At 55.4% G+C, this 17,010-nt stretch carries 10 protein-coding genes; all 10 read right to left on the bottom strand.

Annotated elements, in window-relative coordinates; translation table 11 throughout:
- Positions 1 to 579 precede the first annotated feature (579 nt).
- On the bottom strand, positions 580 to 1,368 hold the full coding sequence (locus ACQG2Q_RS26215) for a DsbA family protein (RefSeq protein ID WP_032663653.1): 789 nt from the start codon (positions 1,366 to 1,368) through the stop codon (positions 580 to 582).
- A 28-nt stretch (positions 1,369 to 1,396) separates the two neighbouring features.
- A complete protein-coding gene (traI, locus tag ACQG2Q_RS26210) occupies positions 1,397 to 6,898 on the bottom strand; it encodes a conjugative transfer relaxase/helicase TraI (protein ID WP_032663652.1) in 5,502 nt (1,833 codons plus the stop codon).
- Positions 6,895 to 9,495: a type IV conjugative transfer system coupling protein TraD gene (gene traD / locus ACQG2Q_RS26205; RefSeq protein WP_032663650.1), complete on the bottom strand. Its 2,601-nt coding sequence runs from the start codon at positions 9,493 to 9,495 to the stop codon at positions 6,895 to 6,897. The genes traI and traD overlap by 4 nt, the downstream gene beginning before the upstream one ends.
- A 115-nt stretch (positions 9,496 to 9,610) precedes the next feature.
- On the bottom strand, positions 9,611 to 9,922 hold the full coding sequence (locus ACQG2Q_RS26200) for a hypothetical protein (RefSeq protein ID WP_032663648.1): 312 nt from the start codon (positions 9,920 to 9,922) through the stop codon (positions 9,611 to 9,613).
- A gap of 192 nt (positions 9,923 to 10,114) precedes the next feature.
- The gene (gene traT / locus ACQG2Q_RS26195) at positions 10,115 to 10,846 is read right to left on the bottom strand and encodes a conjugal transfer complement resistance protein TraT (protein ID WP_032641144.1); all 732 of its coding nucleotides are present in this window, start codon (positions 10,844 to 10,846) and stop codon (positions 10,115 to 10,117) included.
- A gap of 147 nt (positions 10,847 to 10,993) precedes the next feature.
- A complete protein-coding gene (locus ACQG2Q_RS26190) occupies positions 10,994 to 11,683 on the bottom strand; it encodes a hypothetical protein (RefSeq protein WP_032663645.1) in 690 nt (229 codons plus the stop codon).
- Between the two features lies 1 nt (position 11,684).
- The gene (traG, locus tag ACQG2Q_RS26185) at positions 11,685 to 14,975 is read right to left on the bottom strand and encodes a conjugal transfer mating-pair stabilization protein TraG (protein ID WP_426759285.1); all 3,291 of its coding nucleotides are present in this window, start codon (positions 14,973 to 14,975) and stop codon (positions 11,685 to 11,687) included.
- Positions 14,975 to 16,339, bottom strand: coding sequence for a conjugal transfer pilus assembly protein TraH (gene traH / locus ACQG2Q_RS26180; protein WP_032663642.1), 1,365 nt, complete (start codon positions 16,337 to 16,339; stop codon positions 14,975 to 14,977). The genes traG and traH overlap by 1 nt, the downstream gene beginning before the upstream one ends.
- Complete coding sequence (locus ACQG2Q_RS26175; protein WP_032663640.1) at positions 16,332 to 16,736, bottom strand: hypothetical protein; 405 nt, start codon at positions 16,734 to 16,736, stop codon at positions 16,332 to 16,334. Before ACQG2Q_RS26175 ends, traH begins: the two co-directional genes overlap by 8 nt.
- On the bottom strand, positions 16,733 to 16,996 hold the full coding sequence (locus ACQG2Q_RS26170; RefSeq protein WP_029403816.1) for a hypothetical protein: 264 nt from the start codon (positions 16,994 to 16,996) through the stop codon (positions 16,733 to 16,735). The genes ACQG2Q_RS26175 and ACQG2Q_RS26170 overlap by 4 nt, the downstream gene beginning before the upstream one ends.
- Positions 16,997 to 17,010 lie beyond the last annotated feature (14 nt).

Genomic DNA, 17,010 nt, shown 5'->3' with positions numbered 1-17,010 from the left:
GGCGGCCTGTTCTTATGGCGGCCGGGTGTTGTTTTCTATGGTGCATGCGTTATAATCCTTCACAGGCAACGCGCCTGCTTTTGGACCCCCTGAATCTGAACCGCCCGCCAAAGTGGATACAGATTTCAGGGGGTTTGTGCATTCAGGCTCCGGGAAATCCCGTTACCTGCTCCTGAACGTTTTACTGGACACGTCCTGTCCCTGTTTGTTTCCGGAAGTCCGCATTTCTTCCGTAAAACCATCTTCTGCCACCCGCCTGCCTCACCACAAAGCAGTCAAACCGTCAGTTTGAGTTAGGTCACAAAAGTAATCTGAATCAACAATCTGTCCCACCACAAGACGATCGCTGACGATCCGAATACTACCTTCTCGTCAGTAATTTTTCCAGATGTTAGACCAGATAACCGTCCATAGTTTGCATGCTAATTGCCCTTAAGGGACTATAACCGGCAGCGCTCGCCGCAGTATCAGGCCGGCAGGCCTGATCGAGGAAGCGCAGGAGAACGGAACGGGAAGATGGCAATTACGCGCGGAACATGAAAAACAGTCTCTGGCGGGAGACGTTCTTCGGGCTGAGGATCATTTCACTCTGGTGGCTTTCCGGATTGCTGCCTGGAGTCTTTCAGCGGTTACGGCTTCCGGGAAAACTGTGATGGTGTCGGGAGTCGCACCGCTAACGGGCATGACGATGATCCCCGGCGTTCCGGTGAGTCCCAGTTCCTCTGCCAGGTTACTGTTTTTCTCAAGGGATGCGGTATGGTCGCCAGGAGCTGGGGCAGCCAGTCCTGCCTTTGACGCTGCCGCGAGAATATCCTCCGCCGTCAGCTTGCCTTCATTATGGCCGGTGGCGTAGACGGCATTGTGATAGGTGACATAGGCCTGCGGCCCTTTCTTTTGCCAGACCGTCAGCCCCTGCTGCGCTGCCTGCAGTGAAGCTTCCCAACGACCACCAAATATTGGCCACTCCTTAAAGAGGTAGCGGACGTCCGGCTGCGCTTTCATAACCTTCTCCAGCTCCGGCGCGAAGCGGCTGCAGAACACGCACTGGTAATCAAAGAATTCAATCACCGCGACCTTTGCGTTATCAGGCCCGTAAGCCGGTGTGTCCGGATCATGCAGAAGGTTCGCCTGATTCTCCATTACGCTGAGTGCAAACATCTTCTGCTTACGTGCCTCCTGCTGTTCCTGCAGCTTATGACTGACCGTCACCAGAATCTCCGGGTGAGAAACCAGATAGTCGGCAGCGATTTCGCCGATACGTGCCTCCTGCTCCGGGCTGAATAATGGCTGAGGGGCTGAAGCGTGTGCCGTTGAAATAAAGCCAATGTATGTTGTAACTATAAATGCTGCTAATTTGTTTGCTTTCATTGTCTGATTCTCGTGGTTAAAAGTGAGATTAACGTTCTTTCTGAATGGTTCGGGTGAGTGTCTGTTCTTCGCGCTCCGGCATCCTTCCACGCTCACTACTGTCTGGCTGACGGACGATATCGCTCTCACTGTTGACCAGCTGTCTGCCCATACGTGACGCCATATGTTGCTCACGGTCAGAAAGGGATTTGTCCGCTACATTATCGCGACCGTCCACTCTTCCCACGTCCTTCGCCATGCTACTGTCCCTGTCCGCTATCTGTTTCACCTTCCAGTGTTCGGGTTTATGTGGTTCTGTGCTCTGATTGTCAGCGATCATGTCAGGCCTGATGCGCACCGTATCCTCAACCGGAATCGAGTATTTTTCCTGCTCATCTTTGGGCGCATTCTCCTGTATCAATGCCTTACTGATACCTGGTTCATCTTGCTGTCGTCTTTCTTCTTCCTGTGCCAGCGCTGCCTTAAGATCAGCAGTTTCCGCCAGGGCTTCGTGCAGCACGGTTTTTGCCGGAAGTACAATTTCGCTTTCTTTGCCGATAACGTGCTGAGCGAGTCCCTCTTCCTCTGCCCTGATAATTCCGCCACTAACTTTTAACAGATGTGTCGAGAGTGACTCATTTCCCGTCTGCCAGACCACGCCGTCCTTTGGATGATTTCGTACTGCCTCGAGTGCGGCCGTCAGGTCGCTGGCCACAATCGTGTTTCCGGACTGACTCCGCTGCAGCACGGCGCCACGGGCACGTTCTGTCATGACCATCCGGGTCTCACCCTGCGTCATCCGTCCTTCCGGGCTGGCAACCAGGGAAACCAGGGCCAGACCCGCACTCCTGCCATTGTTGTCATACACCGGCAGCGCCAGCGCCGGTTCAGGAAAACGCCGGGTGGCCGGGATGATTTTTGCCGTCAGTGACGCATCCTGCATGCCCTGATGGCGCACCCAGGCGCGACCGATGGCCGTTTTCTTCACCGGCTGCCCCATTGCCCAGATGGCTTTCGCCTGTTTACGCTGCGTTTCAGGCGCCAGCGCATCGTGCGCCGTTTTGATATCACGCTCCGGCGTTTTTATCGCCTTAACCCAGTCCGCTTTATTGTCGGTGTAAATCTGGACGTGCTCCTTGACGCGGGAAGTTGAGATGTAGAAGGCCCGACGGGAAGCCAGCGCCTTACGCCCGTCTTTCGTGCCCTCAAGCGCAATGACATAATCGCTACTTGCCCCCTGTGCACCGTAGCCGGTAACGGCCCATCCGTAGTCGAGATGCTGCTGCGCCCGGACCTTCTCCGGATTGATGGTGACGCGACCGTTCTCCCCCTTCAGACGGATATTCCCCTCCTCGCTGACCGACTCCACCGTATAGCGCTGGTTGGCCATCTGCCCCTGTTCGCGATCGGTCGCCGTGAACTTAAGCAGATCGCCGGAACGGACTTCCATCTCGCTGCGGCGAAACAGCTGCACGTCACCGGTGATCAGCTCCTTCGGTGAAACCAGACCAATCTTCCCTTCCTCATCACGTACCGTCACCGTGCTGCCGTTACGGTCAACGGCCAGCACATCCTGGTAGCGATCGCCGCGTTTAACCACCATCCCGGCTTCCCAGGCCTCTGTTTTGTTGAACTCATGGCGGGTATGGGTGATTTTATCGAGCACGGGCACCTTAATGGCCTTCTCTCCAAGTTCCCCCCGCGCAGCAAGCACGGCATGAATGCCGGCATTTATCGCCTTACGGTCGGCGTTCAGCTGCGCAATGATGAGCGTGCGGGACCGGGCCTCCGGCGTCCGGTCCGTCCAGTCCTCCACGATATCGTTAACGGGCGCCTCCGTTTCCTGAATGGCACTCTCCGGGAGCGCGGCTGAAGCGCTACGCGCAACGCGGTCAGCCGTCTGGGTTTCAATACGCTGCAGGGCCGCATCGATCCGGTTATCAATGATGTCGTGAACGGCACCGCGCAGCTGCAGGTCTTTCTGACGGACGATTTGCTTCATGATGGCCACATCCATCGGGCTTCGCTCCTGCATCAGCTTAAACGGCGCGCCCACGTCGACCGCTTCAAACTGGTCGATATCCCCCATCGAGACTGCGCGACCGCCGCCGCTGGCAATGGCCTGGAACAGTGCCGCCGTATCCTGGTTGCCTGCCATTGAGGACTCATCGATAAGAAACACCTGGCCTTTATAGTCAGGCTTCCCGCCTGCGGCCGTCGCCTGGTCATGCTCAACGACAAAGGATTTGATTGTCTGCGCCCGTACACCGACGTCGCTCATCTCTTTCACTGCCTGGTGCGTAGGAGCAAGCCCCGTCATCACCGGGCGAACGTCCGCCGGTAAGGTCTCCAGTGCAGATATCACCGCCTTCAGCTGCGTGGTTTTCCCCACGCCGGCATAGCCCTGAATCCCGATAAACTGGTCCGTGGTACCCAGCACCAGGGTGGTCGCCTTTTTCTGGCCATCCGTCAGGCCGTTCAGCACGGCCTCCGGTACCTGTTCCAGCAACGGCTGCTGCGTGCCCTTTCCTTCCTCCACCACGCGCAGAATGGCTTTCTCCATCTCCCAGGTGGACCGGGAAACCAGTACCGGCTCTCCCCCTGCAGATACGGATAACAGCTCGCCGTTTTTGATCATCGCGCCAATTTCATTCCCGATGGCCTCAAGGTCGGGATGATATTTCTGCGCTTCCGTCGCGAGCTTCAGCTCGCTGATAACCACGGTGCGCTGGTCGTTAATGGCACGCCAGACGGCAAGTCCCGCGTCCGTCCGGACGCTGTCATGCAGTGAATCCACCGCCTGACTGACGTCCTGGTGTCCGCTCAGGTTTTTGACCAGCTGCACGGGAGAGGCATTTGTCTTCATGCGCTGCAACCGGGCTTCAGCCCGGTCCTGCACTTCGGCGGTGAACACTTCCGCACGGTGGCCACTCTGTGCCAGCGAGTTCATGGTCTGGGTCGATATGTCGCGGCTGTTGAGCGCGGCCAGCACCACGCCGGTGTCGTTATCCCGTCCGCCCGGCGCGGTCACGTAAGCATGTGACAGATAGAGCGGCTGGTCTTTTGGCAGCGTCAGGGTGTCTTCCCCCCGTTTAACCTCAATCCCCTTTTCACTTATCCCGGTCACCTCAAGACGATCTTTGGCCTTCAGGCTGTGCTCGCGGTCGCCCGCCACGGACAGCAGTTTTTCGCCGGTGGCCACGCTGAGGGTTTCACGGCTGAAAAGACGCCAGTCAGCGCTGATATCACCGATTTTCATCCGGGTCAGCACGCCGTCCCCGTCGATGAGCGAGAGGACTCGCGTATCCTCATGCACCCGATCAATCACATACGACTTACGCTCTTTTGCGTCCGTGCGATCTTCAAGCACCATACCGGGACGGTATGAACCGGGCATGCGGCGCGTTTTGCTGTCGAGCCAGACCGGCTGCCGGGCCTCTATCTCCACGCCATCGCGGCCCAGCTGCCCTGCGTTCTGCAGCGCCTCACGTACCAGGCCCGTCAGCTGTGCCTGTTCACGCCGGCCGATCACGACGGCGGTGACGTTTTCAGTTCCTCCGCTCAGCTCTGCAAACCGGTTGGCCAGCGCCTCGTAACGGTCGCGTTTGTTCGGAATACTGACCACTTCGGCCTCCAGCCCGGGTGCCGGCTCAGTGCGGCGGGAGCGGACAACCCCCGCGGACTCCAGTACGGACATGGCATTACCGTTCGCCTGCCGCCCGGCACTGTCGAGAAAGACCAGCTGTGCGTCCTGCGCGCGCGCTTCGCCCAGCAGAACCAGCGTCTCCTTTAATCCCAGACGCTCTGCTCCTTCGATAATCAGCGTGCTCTGGGGTTTCAGGTGAAAATCACCGCTCAGAACATGCTGACGGCTGATGATCCGTTCCCGCAAATCGTCGGATTTCGCCAGTGAAATGGCGCGCTCGGCAGAGCTGGCCAGCACCTGCACGTCACGACCGTTCGCGCCGGCAATACCGGCCAGCTGCGCGGTCAGGTCACGGATGCCCGCCACGCCTGACGGGGCATTCATCAGAACCAGGGCGTCTTTCTCTACCACTTCCAGCGCAGCCGGCGCGTACTGCGCCGGGCGGGTGAAACTGACGACTTTTGTGGATTTGAGATGCTCCTGACTCAGCGCCTGGATCGAGAGTTCATCGAGCAGGTGAATACGGGAGGTGAAGACCCCTTTCTCACTGTCCAGCGGCACAATCATGCCGTCCTTCAGCGCCGCATCGATGGCCACACGAATATCCTGAATCTCCGGCAGCCGTTCGCTCAGCTCAGCGGTGGTCATCATCAGCTCGCCAAAGGTGAAGCGCGTTTTACTGTCGCTGAGCTGCGAGATGGCCATACGGACAGCCTCAGTCAGTTCCGGGCGGGGTATTTCAGTGTCCAGCTGCGCTGCAGGAATGCTCCTGGTCGCCGGCGTCTTTTCGGGAACGGTCTGTGCCGGCTGACTCAGCGTGTCAGTCTGTTGTGGTACTGGCTGACGGGACAGGCTCTCCCGTTCTGTGAGTTGAGCAGGTGTGTCGACGCTCTTTTCTGCCGTGGACGACGTCTGCGGAGAAGCCTGTTCAGGCCCGGCAGGAACCGGCTTAGCCTGGTGATCTCGCTCCGGCTGAGGCGCGGTCTCACGAAGACCTGCATCACGCGGCACCACGCTCTCCTGGTACGCCTTCAGATCAAATCCCTTCTCCTTCATCTGGCCCAGCCAGCGCTCCATCAGGCGCATCCGCGAAGGGTCAACTTTCGCTCTGCGGGTGTCTTTGGCCGCCACATCCCGGCTGCGCAGCGTGGCTTCAGCCCCCACGGCCCCCTGAATTTCCCGGCCCCGTGAGGAATATTCGTCCCGGACTTCTTCCGGAACGCCCTTGATTTCCCACATGCCATGCTTGCCTACTTCTTCCACTTCATGGCCGAGCGCTTCAACCCGCTCACGCAGCGCGCTGCGATAAATTTTCCCGAGCGTGACCTGATGCTTCATGACGGTTTCGATAAAGCCGGCGTTATGGATATAGTCCGTGGCCAGGGCTTTCCATTTGCCCGCATACTCCGTCATGTTGGCAATCAGGAGATGGGTGTGCAGCTGCGGGTCGAGATTGCGCGAGGTATCATGCGTATATGCGGCCGCCACCATCTTGCCGGTGTGCACAATGGACGTAACGCCGTCTTTCGTGTCGCGGGCCGAGATGAGTTTCTCGACATAGCCGGCCGCAACGCGGACGGCATGGTTATGTGCTTCCACCATTTCTTTATCGTTGCCGATGAGTGCCAGAATGGACACGCTCTTGGGGGCGGAAAAGGTCAGGTCATGACCGGGGCGGTGGACGTGCTGTCCGTTAACCTCCTTGCCAAGCCGTGAGCCGTCCGGCAGACGTCCCTCGAGCACGGCCGTCAGGTCATCGCCTCGGACATTGCCCTCAAGGCCCAGCTCTTTTGCACCCTCTCCCATCCAGAGGCTCTGCAGGCTGCCCAGAAAATAGTAGTTATCGGAATTGCTGTAGTAGCCTGCAGCCTCGCCGGCTGACGCTACAGGGGCGACTGACATCATAGTTCAGGCTCTCTGTCGTAATAGTGATGGTCGTTTTCGTCGTAACCCGGATCGTCCGCGTGACGGTGAAGTAAAATGTTCTCTTCTTCCTTCGCCAGCTGCCGGTGGGTGCTGTGGGCTTCATCCGGGGATTGCGGTGTCACTGACTTCCCTGCCGTCGTCATACTCAGGCCGCCGTCAGGCAGTGCCGTCACCTTCATATCCAGATTCATTGATTCGCCACCGCTTTCTTCGGTCTGCTGATCGCCTTCTGAAGTGGCAGGACGCTGACGCGCCCTGTGCAGCATGCTCAGGGGTGATGCGACGGGCGGTTCAGATATGTGCTGACGATTTCGCAGGGCTTTGAGAGCATCCGGCATCGGTTGTACGGAGCCAGCAGGAGATTTGCTGCCAGATACATCGGCCACGACCGGTGCTTTGCCCGGTGCTTCAGCGGTACGTTTAGCCAGCCCGACAATACGAAGAGAAACAACGTTGTCTTTTTTGTCTTCGGTGACAGGGTCTGTCACCGTGCTGTGTTTTTCAGTCACTACTTCCGGGACCACTGGCGCTGTTCGGGATGTCACGGGCTCCCTGGCTGGTACCGGCTGCCGTTCAGGTGCAGCGCTGCGTGATGGATTCGGTTCCTCCATTCGGGCACGAGCCACTTTTTCGACGGGCGATGCCGCCGGCGAGCCGGTTGCCCCTGCTGATGAAACCGGTGCAGAACCGTCAGCAGCAGATGATGTCTCGCTTCCCTTCTCCAGCATTTCGTCTCCGGTCGGGAATGTCAGACCTGCAGCCGCCGCTGCGCGCTCGTTCTCCTGAATAACCCTCTCAAGCTCTGGACTAAGCGCATCACGGATGTTGCGCTCGATCAGGCCTGCCTGCCGCTTCTTCGGGGCGCGATATTTCAGCTTCAGACGGACGACCGGATACTCACCCGGGAGGCGCACGTAGAAGTTGAGGTTTGGCAGACGCATGATCTGCTCGTAGTCGACAATGGGGTTATTGACCTCGTCCTTACCGAGGGACACACCGTCACGCACCTGGTCCAGACCGTAGCTGTTCTGCTCGCGGATTTTGCGCTTACGCTGGTTGCCCAGCTCCTCTTCCACCACTTTGGCCATCTCGGCACTCGGCGAACGACCGTACATACGGGTATTCATCAGGTCAAAGATGCTTTTGGCCAGCTCGCGGCCATAGACGTGAACCAGCTGGGCCATGTTCTGCATCCCCAGCACGAAACAGCCGCCGAACTTACGCGCCTCAGCAAGTGTCTCGGCAAGCTCGGGGATGCGCTGCAGGCTGGGGGCTTCATCGATAATGAACCATACGCGGCGGTCGCTGTTCTCCCCCATGCTCTGCAGCATCAGCGTGGCCAGAGATACCCACAGTGAGATCAGCGGGCGTACACTCTTGCGGTGACGAGCCTGGGTTGAAATAAACAGCCAGCTGCTGTCATAGCGTTCCTGCGTCATCCACTCTCTGATGGTGAATGGTGGCTTTGTTCCGTCATCCAGCCCCTGCAGGTAGCGAAGGGCTTTGGCGTAGTTGGTTACCACTGAGCGAATGGAAATGGCCGTTTTCTCGATCTTCTCCTCAACCAGGTTGGCTGAGGGCGTGTTGGCCAGATAGTCACGCAGATTTTTCATGCTGAGAGACAGCAGGGTTTTGAGGAACTTCTCAATACTGCGTTCCGGGTCCGTAGACATACGAATGGCCAGGTCGGCATAGATGGTTCGCGAGCTGGATACCCAGAACGGATCTGAGTCGCCTTCCACCGGAATAAGGCTGGCGGCCAGGTTGTCATAATCAACGGCGTCGACACACTCGCCCCACATCTGCCAGTTGGCACAGCGTTCGTCGTGAGCACAGAGTATGAAATCGGTGGACGGGTTGTAATGGGTTTCTGTGAAGGTACAGCCGGAGTCGTAGATGATGGCCCGGTCACCACGTTTGCGGATGTAGTCGAGTAACCAGCGTATTAGCGTCGACTTCCCCACCCCGATAGTGCCATGCATCAGGAAATTGAGTACCTCCGCCATCCTGACCATATGCAGATCACCCACGCGCAGGTCAGAGAACTCACCGTTTTTACGCAGCAGCTTATTAACTTCGGCAGGCTTGTCAGTCAGCTGCATCCCGGAAATGTATTCGTCTTCACTTTCCTTACGACCGATATTGGCGATAAACCATGTCACGGCGATAAACACCACCATACTGAACAGCCCGCTGGCACAGGCCGCCCACTGCAGCTCAGTCAGGCACTGGTCACCCATAGCCTGCATGTACGGGTCCGCATAGATCTGCGGCAGGGTCATTTTGAGCACCATCATCGTCGCCGTTGGCGCATACCAGTAGTGGACGTCGTAAATTTTTGGCGTCCCCGTTGCCGGCATCAGTTCGATAAAACTGCTGTTGATGCTGGCGAACCACCACAGGGAGCCGTTATCAAGGGCTTCCTGTGGAATTCGCCAGAGAAAAATGGCGGTAGTCAGCACGGCGAACAGGATGAAGATCCAGAATCCTATCCAGTTGTTCACCTGAATGAACATGCGCCAGCGATAGGCGGTCATCTGCCCGCCCTGGGTGAGGTTTTTTCCTGCGAAGCTCATAGAGTGTTGTCCGGCCGTTATCGCATCACCTGCGCGGTGATGTGTGTTATCAGAGAAGAAACGTTGAAAAGGGTGATGAAATACGTGGTACCGCGAGTGGGAAAACGTCAGGTTATTACATCAGACTCAGTTCATATCTGGCCTGCTGACATCCGTCCTCCCAGTCCTGTGCATTAATGTATGCAGCCATAGAGCGGACTGAGGAGGCCACATCCTTATAAACCGGTGAATACCATTCCTGGGGTTCCAGACCATATAGAGTGAATTCATAGCCAGCCCAGCCAGTAATGAAGGTCATTCCGTGCCCCTCAGGAAGTGAACCAAAGACATTCAGATAAGCCCTCGCTACCATCAGCTCACTTTCCAGATGGATAAGCGACCAGAATTCAGCTGAGTAATCTGCACGTTCATTTATCTGATGCATCATGATGGACGAACTCCTTTGAAATTAAGGACGCAACGCTCGCCGCAGGCAGGGCTGCGCCTGGCGCAGTCATGCGAGGAAGCGTAATTACTGGTAACTGACAGAAAGCACTGACGCACCCTGCCCGGAATGAGCACAGTTAAAAATCAGCGGGGGAAGAAGAACGGCTGCGACGATCGCCGCAGCCGCAGGGCATTACATGATGCCAGCGATGGATTTGGCCAGCTGTGCTTCGAGAACAGGTTTCGCCTCTTCAAACTTGAGGTTCACCTTGTTGGCGTTGGATACCACGCGGGTCTGATATTTAGCACGGTTGCCCTGCTCCGTGCTGGTCTGCAGCTTAATGCCGGACGTTCCCTGCTTCAGGGCGGCAATATTGTCGGTCGTGACGGCCGCTTTGCTGCGCTCGGAGATTTGCAGATCGGTCACCATCGTGTAGTTGACGTCTTCAACCATTGCATCTGCAGCCATACCGATCAGCCCGGTGGCCAGACCGACACCCAGCGTTGCGCCAGCAGACGATGAGTTATACGCCGTAATACCCGCGCCCAGTGCCGCACCCATTGCCGCACCTTCATAGCCGGTCTTGAGGAAGCCCTGGGCATCGCGCAGATCCATTTTCTCGGCTTTCAGCACGTTTGCCTGAATCCAGTAGTAGGCCGTGTCCGGAGAGCTGGAGACGCGGTAGCCTTTCGCGGCCAGTTCATTTGTAATTTGTGCCTGCAGACCAGACATGTCCTTGTCAGATGTATTACGGATTTGCAAATAAACAGTCTTCTCTGATGATGGCTCCAGCCAGATGGTTTCACTCATCTGGGTTTTGACATCGAGATTACGTTTCTTCACCGCTGTGGACATGGCACCACAACCAGACAGAGCGAGAGTAGATGCGATCAGACCTACAACGGCTAATTGTTTTAATTTCATGAATTCATCCTGTGCATAGAAAAACGTCCCCGTTAGCGAGATATAGCTAACAGAGACGTTATCGGCTGATTTGAAAGGGAATTTAGGTTAAATAGATGATTGACTTAGATTACTACAAAAATTAAGGGGGCCATTGCCCCCTTACTCTCAGTATCCCCGGTTAGGGTCATACGTATTTGAAGGTTCGTTGAAGTTTGTTCCCCAACTGTTTCCGTGTATATCCAGGCCAGAGATGCCACCAACCATTGGCATTCCTGACGCAGGGTTCACAGTTATTCCGTTACTGAACGAATCGTTGAAGGAAGTATTCAGAGGAATATTGGTTATTCCACCATCCTGGAAACTCATATGACTGCCTGAAAAACTGATAATTTTGTTGTCACTAGTGCTGAGGAGTTGAGCCTCATTATCTGGCAACATATGAGCTATCCCATTTCGGATAACATATATCCGGCCATTATCTTCATCCTTAAGAAGGGTATTATCCTTGAAAGTAATAGGCCGCAATACTGTTCCCACAAAGATGAAAGCTATCAGCGAGTGAACGGCTATGCCTGCTATGAGAGCACTTTCGGTATCATTGCCAACAAATGCCACCAAGAAAGTTAGCAAGACTGCAAGCATCGTGTTACACAGGAGCGTCGCTTTTAAGCTCATCCCTCTTTTGCTGTTTCGTAACTTCCAAATGCAGAACATATATATGGCGCTGGGTATGACTGATAAGAGCATGCTCTTAGCCATAAATGGCACGTCAAAAAGTAATTGCAGGCTTACAGAATAAGCTGCATAAATGCCGATTGGAATGAAACAACAATAAGCACTTACCTTTTTGGTCATTTTACCCTCCAGTTTTCTTCCTTAATTCTGCCACTCTCTGTTGCAGCTCATCTGGTTGGAGATCATTAAACGGATTGAGTTTACTTGATTGATCCAGTTCAGCTTCGGCACGACCAAGCTTGAATCGCCCTTGACCGATTAAGTTTTCTCCTTTCAGGATATCACTGGATGCCTGAACAGTGGATTGTTTTTTGCCAATTTCTCCAGAAGATTCGTTGATTTTATGCTCATTTTCAGATCTTTGTTCCGCCACTCGGCGCTGTAACTCATTCTGGGGACCAAAACCCTGCGAGGAATGTTCATGCAGCTTAGTCTGATTTTCTTTGTATGACTCCTGCATGGCATCACCACGTACTTTTTCTCCGCCAGCATTAATGCCTAAACGGCTATGAGTAACATCACTCCCCTGTCCATGCGTGGTTCCTTGCTCCCTGACGGTACCTGAATGTTGGAACTCAGGATGCGATTCTGCAGTGTGGCCTGTCCTTTCATCTGCAGTGGTGCGTCCACCGGCTTCAACCATCCCTGCCGACGAGGTGATATTACCCGAGCTGCTTCTCTGTCCGCCTGCTTGCCCTTGATGAACAGTTGACTGCCCAATCCCCGGAGAAACAGAATCATCTGTTCTGGCAGAATAATTTCCACCCTGCAGGCTTCCATATTCAGCGCCCTGAGTCGTTCCGTTAGTCTGGGCATTGCCAATACCTCCCGAGCTATGAGCACCGCCATCCTGAGAGCTGTAACTGACTCCAGCATCATGGCCAGATGAACCTGATACCTGTTGACTGCCTCGCGCTGGTTGTACGATATGCTCCCCACTGAATGCTGCATGCTCCTGGCCGCTGGTAAGATCTGAACGGCCCTGCTGATAATCCCCCATGATTTCAGGTTTGAGACGTTCATTTACGAATTCCATCGCTGCTTCTCGCGCCGACGGCGCACTTGTCAGCATGGACTGTGCCTTATCACCGTACTTATTAGCCGCCCAGTCCACAAACTCCTGCGTATAGTTCGTATCGAGGCTTGCGCTCTGGTTCTGCGCAACGGTGGCCATACGGCTGAACTCGTTACTCTGCGTCGAACTGGTGGTGTACTGATGGTACTGGCTTTCTGCATCATTGAGCGTTGCGGCCAGCTGCTGAACATTGCTGCTTGCAGCATTCTCAGAATGATTCGCGCCATCGGTGATACGGCTACTTTTAACCATATCCATACCCTGGCGGAAGTCATTAACTGCCTGGCCATTCTGATCATGTCGCATATCCTGCGAATGGGAATCAGAATCCTGAATTCCTCTGGAGCTGCCCGTAGAATGCCGCAAATCGCCTGAAATACTTCCTTCGGCACCAAACTTAACAACGCCCAGATTAAGCCCCCCTCCGGCCGTCCCTTTAATGCCTGCAGATACAGACCCCTGATTACTGATATCCATCAGCTTGTTATAGGCTTCCTGCGTCGAGATGTTGTTTGCTTTCGCATAACTTTCAGCGGCAGACAACATCATGCCAGCACCGCGTGTTGCGTTAGTGGCCTGACTGTTTTCACTGCCTTTGATCAGGCTGTCGCTGGTACCGGTCTGGTTAGAAAGTTGAGAGAGCTGTAACCAGCCGCTGGTAACGCTGTGGTTGTAGCCATCGAGAGCAGTCTGCGCCTGAACCTGCGACTGACGGGCAGACTCCTGGAATCCACTGCTGGCCAGCTGGCTGAGCTTCATGTTCACCGGCAGATTCGACATTGCACCCGAGCCGTCGATAACCGTATGGCCACCTGCCGTCTGAGTCTGCGTGGAGCCATTATCTGCCTGCCACGTCTGCTGACCCTGACGCTGCATCAGGTTAGTATCCATCTTGTTCTGGCTGACATTGTCCATCGACATGTTGTTAAACGACCAGTTACCGTCCGCTGTGGTTGCTGCCACACCTGCCGACGTGAAGGCACCCGAGCTGAGTACACTCCCTGCCACCTGAGAGCCCATCGCCGCCGCACCTTTGGTCAGATAGAACGACAGCACCGGAATGGAAAGGGACAGATACCCGGCAAGATTCGCCACGTCAGAATGCTGCAGTGCAACCACATCCTTGTTGGCCAGCACCAGGGGCGTGCCCCCGGACTGACTCTGCAGCCAGTAGTTGGCGGCATAGTTAAGAATGGCGAACATAACCGGCCACATCTGGAAGTAGATAAAACCGGAAACGTATATTTTCAGTGTGTTCAGACCAAAAAGCGTGTGGTTTGACGCAGCCAGCGCAATCATCAGCGGGAACAGGCACACCAGGATAAGCATCAGCAGGGACTGTGCAAACGGCAGCGTTCGGGTCGCCAGTTCGTTACCTGCAGCCCAGGCGAGACGCTGTTTGGTTGCCGCGTTCTCTGTGGCCAGATTAAGCAGGTTAGCCGTGTCGGACGAGCGAGCGGCAAAACCTTTAATCCCCTGCCGTACTGCACTGTTCGTGATGTTGTTCTTCATGATCTGCGCAGCCGTCATGCCACCGGCATAGAAGAATCCATAACTTTCACCCATTGAGTTGGCCAGAAGCGACGCGCCATTCAGCTTGTTGCCGAAGACCTTTCTCGTCAGCCACGTGAACGTCGCGCTGCCAGGGTTAACGTCAGTATTGGCCAGCTTCTGGATCTCCGTTGCGGCCTGCTGGCAGGTCAGGAATTGGCGCGAGGTGGAGGTCATCTTAAAAATGCCCCGCAGCGGGCTTGGGTTACTGGTTATCAGCGTCAGCGGGTCAGTGGAATTGAGCAGCTGATTGATGGTGTATTTACCGTTAAGGAGAATGTCGCCAATCACACAGTTTTCCACGTAATCCGGCAGCATCTGCGCCAGCTCCGGGTTTTGCGTGGCAAAGTCACTCGTCTCCGCCACAATTTGCGAGCCAAACAGCATCCCGGTTTTGCTGTAGGTTACCGAGTCGGGTCTGGCCATCAGCATGTCGTAAACCGACGCCATCTTGTACCCGATACTGGTCGTCAGCGACGCGATAGCCGCCAGGCCAACCGGTACGTTATCGGTTACCCAGACTGCACCGGGATCAGACAGGTCAATGACCTGCACTGAGCGTTTCGGAACCAGCAGGATGGTTGTCAGGATCATGAAGACCGCCAGCCACTGGACGAAAACCATCGGGTTACGTTGTTTGATGAACGTGAGCAGTACGGCCAGCACCCCAAAGGTGCCGGCAATACGCATTAAGGTGTGGAAGGTATTCTGACCGACAAGGGTGACAACGGCGTCCAGCGCCGTTTTCCACATTCCCCCGCCATAAATGGTGTATATCTCAAGCATCAGCGATCACCCCAGTGATAGTTGCTTTGATAGGAGCCTGAAACAATGGTGGATACCTGCTGCTGCAGGTACTGCATGTTGCGGTCGATGCCGTCCAGGGCGTTCTGGTCAGCGGCAGACTGCAGCTTCATGTCAGCGAGAAGTCCCTGCGCATGAATGATGTTGTCGCGTAGTTTAGCGGCCGCCTCTTCAGGGAAGTTCTTGCCGGCCAGCGACAGGCTTGCCTGTTTTACCAGCTCCTGGAGGTACTGAATCATCAGGTCCTGGGCAATGAAGTCAGACACCTGCAGCAGGTATGTGGCGCTCATCCCCATACTCTGGGCGTTAGTCAGGTACTTCAGTACCGGCACAGAGGTGGTGTTCACAAAGCCTTTTTCCTGATCGGTCAGCGCAGTATCGTCGACCAGCTTGTTCTGCATTGAGAGCATCAGGTTTTTCACCAGCGTGACCAGCGCATTGGACTCGGAAATCGTCAGGTTAGTGACAACAGGTCCCAAACACAGAGTGGATTCATCACATCCGTAGACCTTCGCCGTTCCCCCGCGCATCAGGACTTTAATCAGGTCGCGGTTATCAACCAGTGGCGTTAGAATTGTTACATCGCCGTTTTTGTTGAAAATGATGGAGCCGACGGTACTCATGACCAGCTCCTTCAGCGCGCGGTCGTTGCCGAGAAGACCATTCTTACTGAGGGTGTCCCAGATAAGGTTTTTGTTCTTCAGCACCTGATCCTTCTCAGCATCACCGGCTTTAGCTGTGACTTTGTCACCCTGTCCTCCGACGGTACAGCCCTGACGGGAAGCCGCCCAGTCGGAAAACATGTTGGTTTCGCCGGCAATGTCCTGGCAGATTTTCTGCTGGGAAACCTGCGTCACGGGCCACAGCCCGCCGATAATGCCCTGAGCTGCCTGGCACGAACTCATGTTCATGGAGTTAACATCACTGGCCAGCTTCTGCAGGAAGTCTTTAGCCTGCTTCAGCTCTGGTACCATCGTCTGCAGGGCCAGGTCGAATGCATAGCCAGCGGCGTTGCTCATGATTTGCTTCACAAATCGCTGGATTTCCTCACCGCTGATCATACTGAATGCCCCGAGATAGGCATCGATACCGCCGCAGCCGGCGTTCAGCGAAGGCAGCTGCATTGAGATCAGCTGGACGTTTTTGACGGGGTTCCGGAGGTAAACTGAGCCGCCGGAGAAGTACCCTGCCGCCTGCCCCTGCCAGGCCTGCGCCTGAGTCACGTTGCCGCTGTAGCCCAGATTATTGAAGAAGCCGTTCAGATCGCCGTTGACGTCCGCCTGAGCAGGCAGAGCTGCCAGACCTGAGAAGAACACGACACCTGCCGTAATAAGCGCCTTAATCATTTGGCACCTCCACAGCTTGCGTATCCTTGCCTGCCGGGCTGTCAGCACGGTTAATTTTGCGGCAAAGATATCTGGCCAGACAGAGCCAGCTGCAGACAAGTAAATTCACCGCAATGAGCACCCAAATCGCGGCCATAACGCCCCACAACAGGTACTGCGGATAGTGGATGAGAAGCGAGAGCGTAAACTGTTCGGCGCGGTCAACGGACAGCTCACTGAGCGTTGTGATGGCGCACGTCACGTATACCCTTTCGACTACGGCGGTAAAAATTAAGGCATAAAACAGTTTCAGGGTTAACAAATCCGTCCATTTTCGGGTTTCAGTATCCGCACTACAGTCTGTCAGTATCGCGAAAGCCTGGTTTCGGATAAGCGTCTTCAGTCTGATGGGCCTCATGCAATCTCCTCCCGGGGTTTCCTGGCCAGGGTCTGCCGGCAGACGTACAGCCCGGTAACAGTGAAAAAGAATCCGATGCTCAACGAGATGAGCAGAAGCACCGGTAAGTCCTGAAGACAGGTTGTCAGTTCAGGGCGATCCATGACGCTGACCACCCGGTGGGCCAGCACCCCATAGAACGCTGCGGACACAAGCAGCGTCACGCTGAATAACAGCCACACGCGCTCGGTACGCGATAACGCATACGTATTTGTCGTCATTTTGTAGTCCGTTT

The organism is Enterobacter cloacae complex sp. 370H10 (genome assembly GCF_050031535.1).
GTDB lineage: Bacteria > Pseudomonadota > Gammaproteobacteria > Enterobacterales > Enterobacteriaceae > Enterobacter > Enterobacter intestinihominis.
The sequence above is the reverse complement of the archived record's forward strand: the minus strand, read 5'-3'. Positions and strand labels throughout refer to the sequence as shown.

Bases quoted from the DNA above. Each gene is read 5' to 3' on its own strand.
- traI (WP_032663652.1), bottom strand. From the start codon at position 6,898: ATGATGTCAGTCGCCCCTGTAGCGTCAGCCGGCGAGGCTGCAGGCTAC.
- ACQG2Q_RS26200 (WP_032663648.1), bottom strand. From the start codon at position 9,922: ATGATGCATCAGATAAATGAACGTGCAGATTACTCAGCTGAATTCTGG.
- ACQG2Q_RS26215 (WP_032663653.1), bottom strand. From the start codon at position 1,368: ATGAAAGCAAACAAATTAGCAGCATTTATAGTTACAACATACATTGGC.
- ACQG2Q_RS26170 (WP_029403816.1), bottom strand. From the start codon at position 16,996: ATGACGACAAATACGTATGCGTTATCGCGTACCGAGCGCGTGTGGCTG.
- ACQG2Q_RS26190 (WP_032663645.1), bottom strand. From the start codon at position 11,683: ATGACCAAAAAGGTAAGTGCTTATTGTTGTTTCATTCCAATCGGCATT.
- ACQG2Q_RS26175 (WP_032663640.1), bottom strand. From the start codon at position 16,736: ATGAGGCCCATCAGACTGAAGACGCTTATCCGAAACCAGGCTTTCGCG.
- traT (WP_032641144.1), bottom strand. From the start codon at position 10,846: ATGAAATTAAAACAATTAGCCGTTGTAGGTCTGATCGCATCTACTCTC.
- traD (WP_032663650.1), bottom strand. From the start codon at position 9,495: ATGAGCTTCGCAGGAAAAAACCTCACCCAGGGCGGGCAGATGACCGCC.
- traH (WP_032663642.1), bottom strand. From the start codon at position 16,339: ATGATTAAGGCGCTTATTACGGCAGGTGTCGTGTTCTTCTCAGGTCTG.
- traG (WP_426759285.1), bottom strand. From the start codon at position 14,975: ATGCTTGAGATATACACCATTTATGGCGGGGGAATGTGGAAAACGGCG.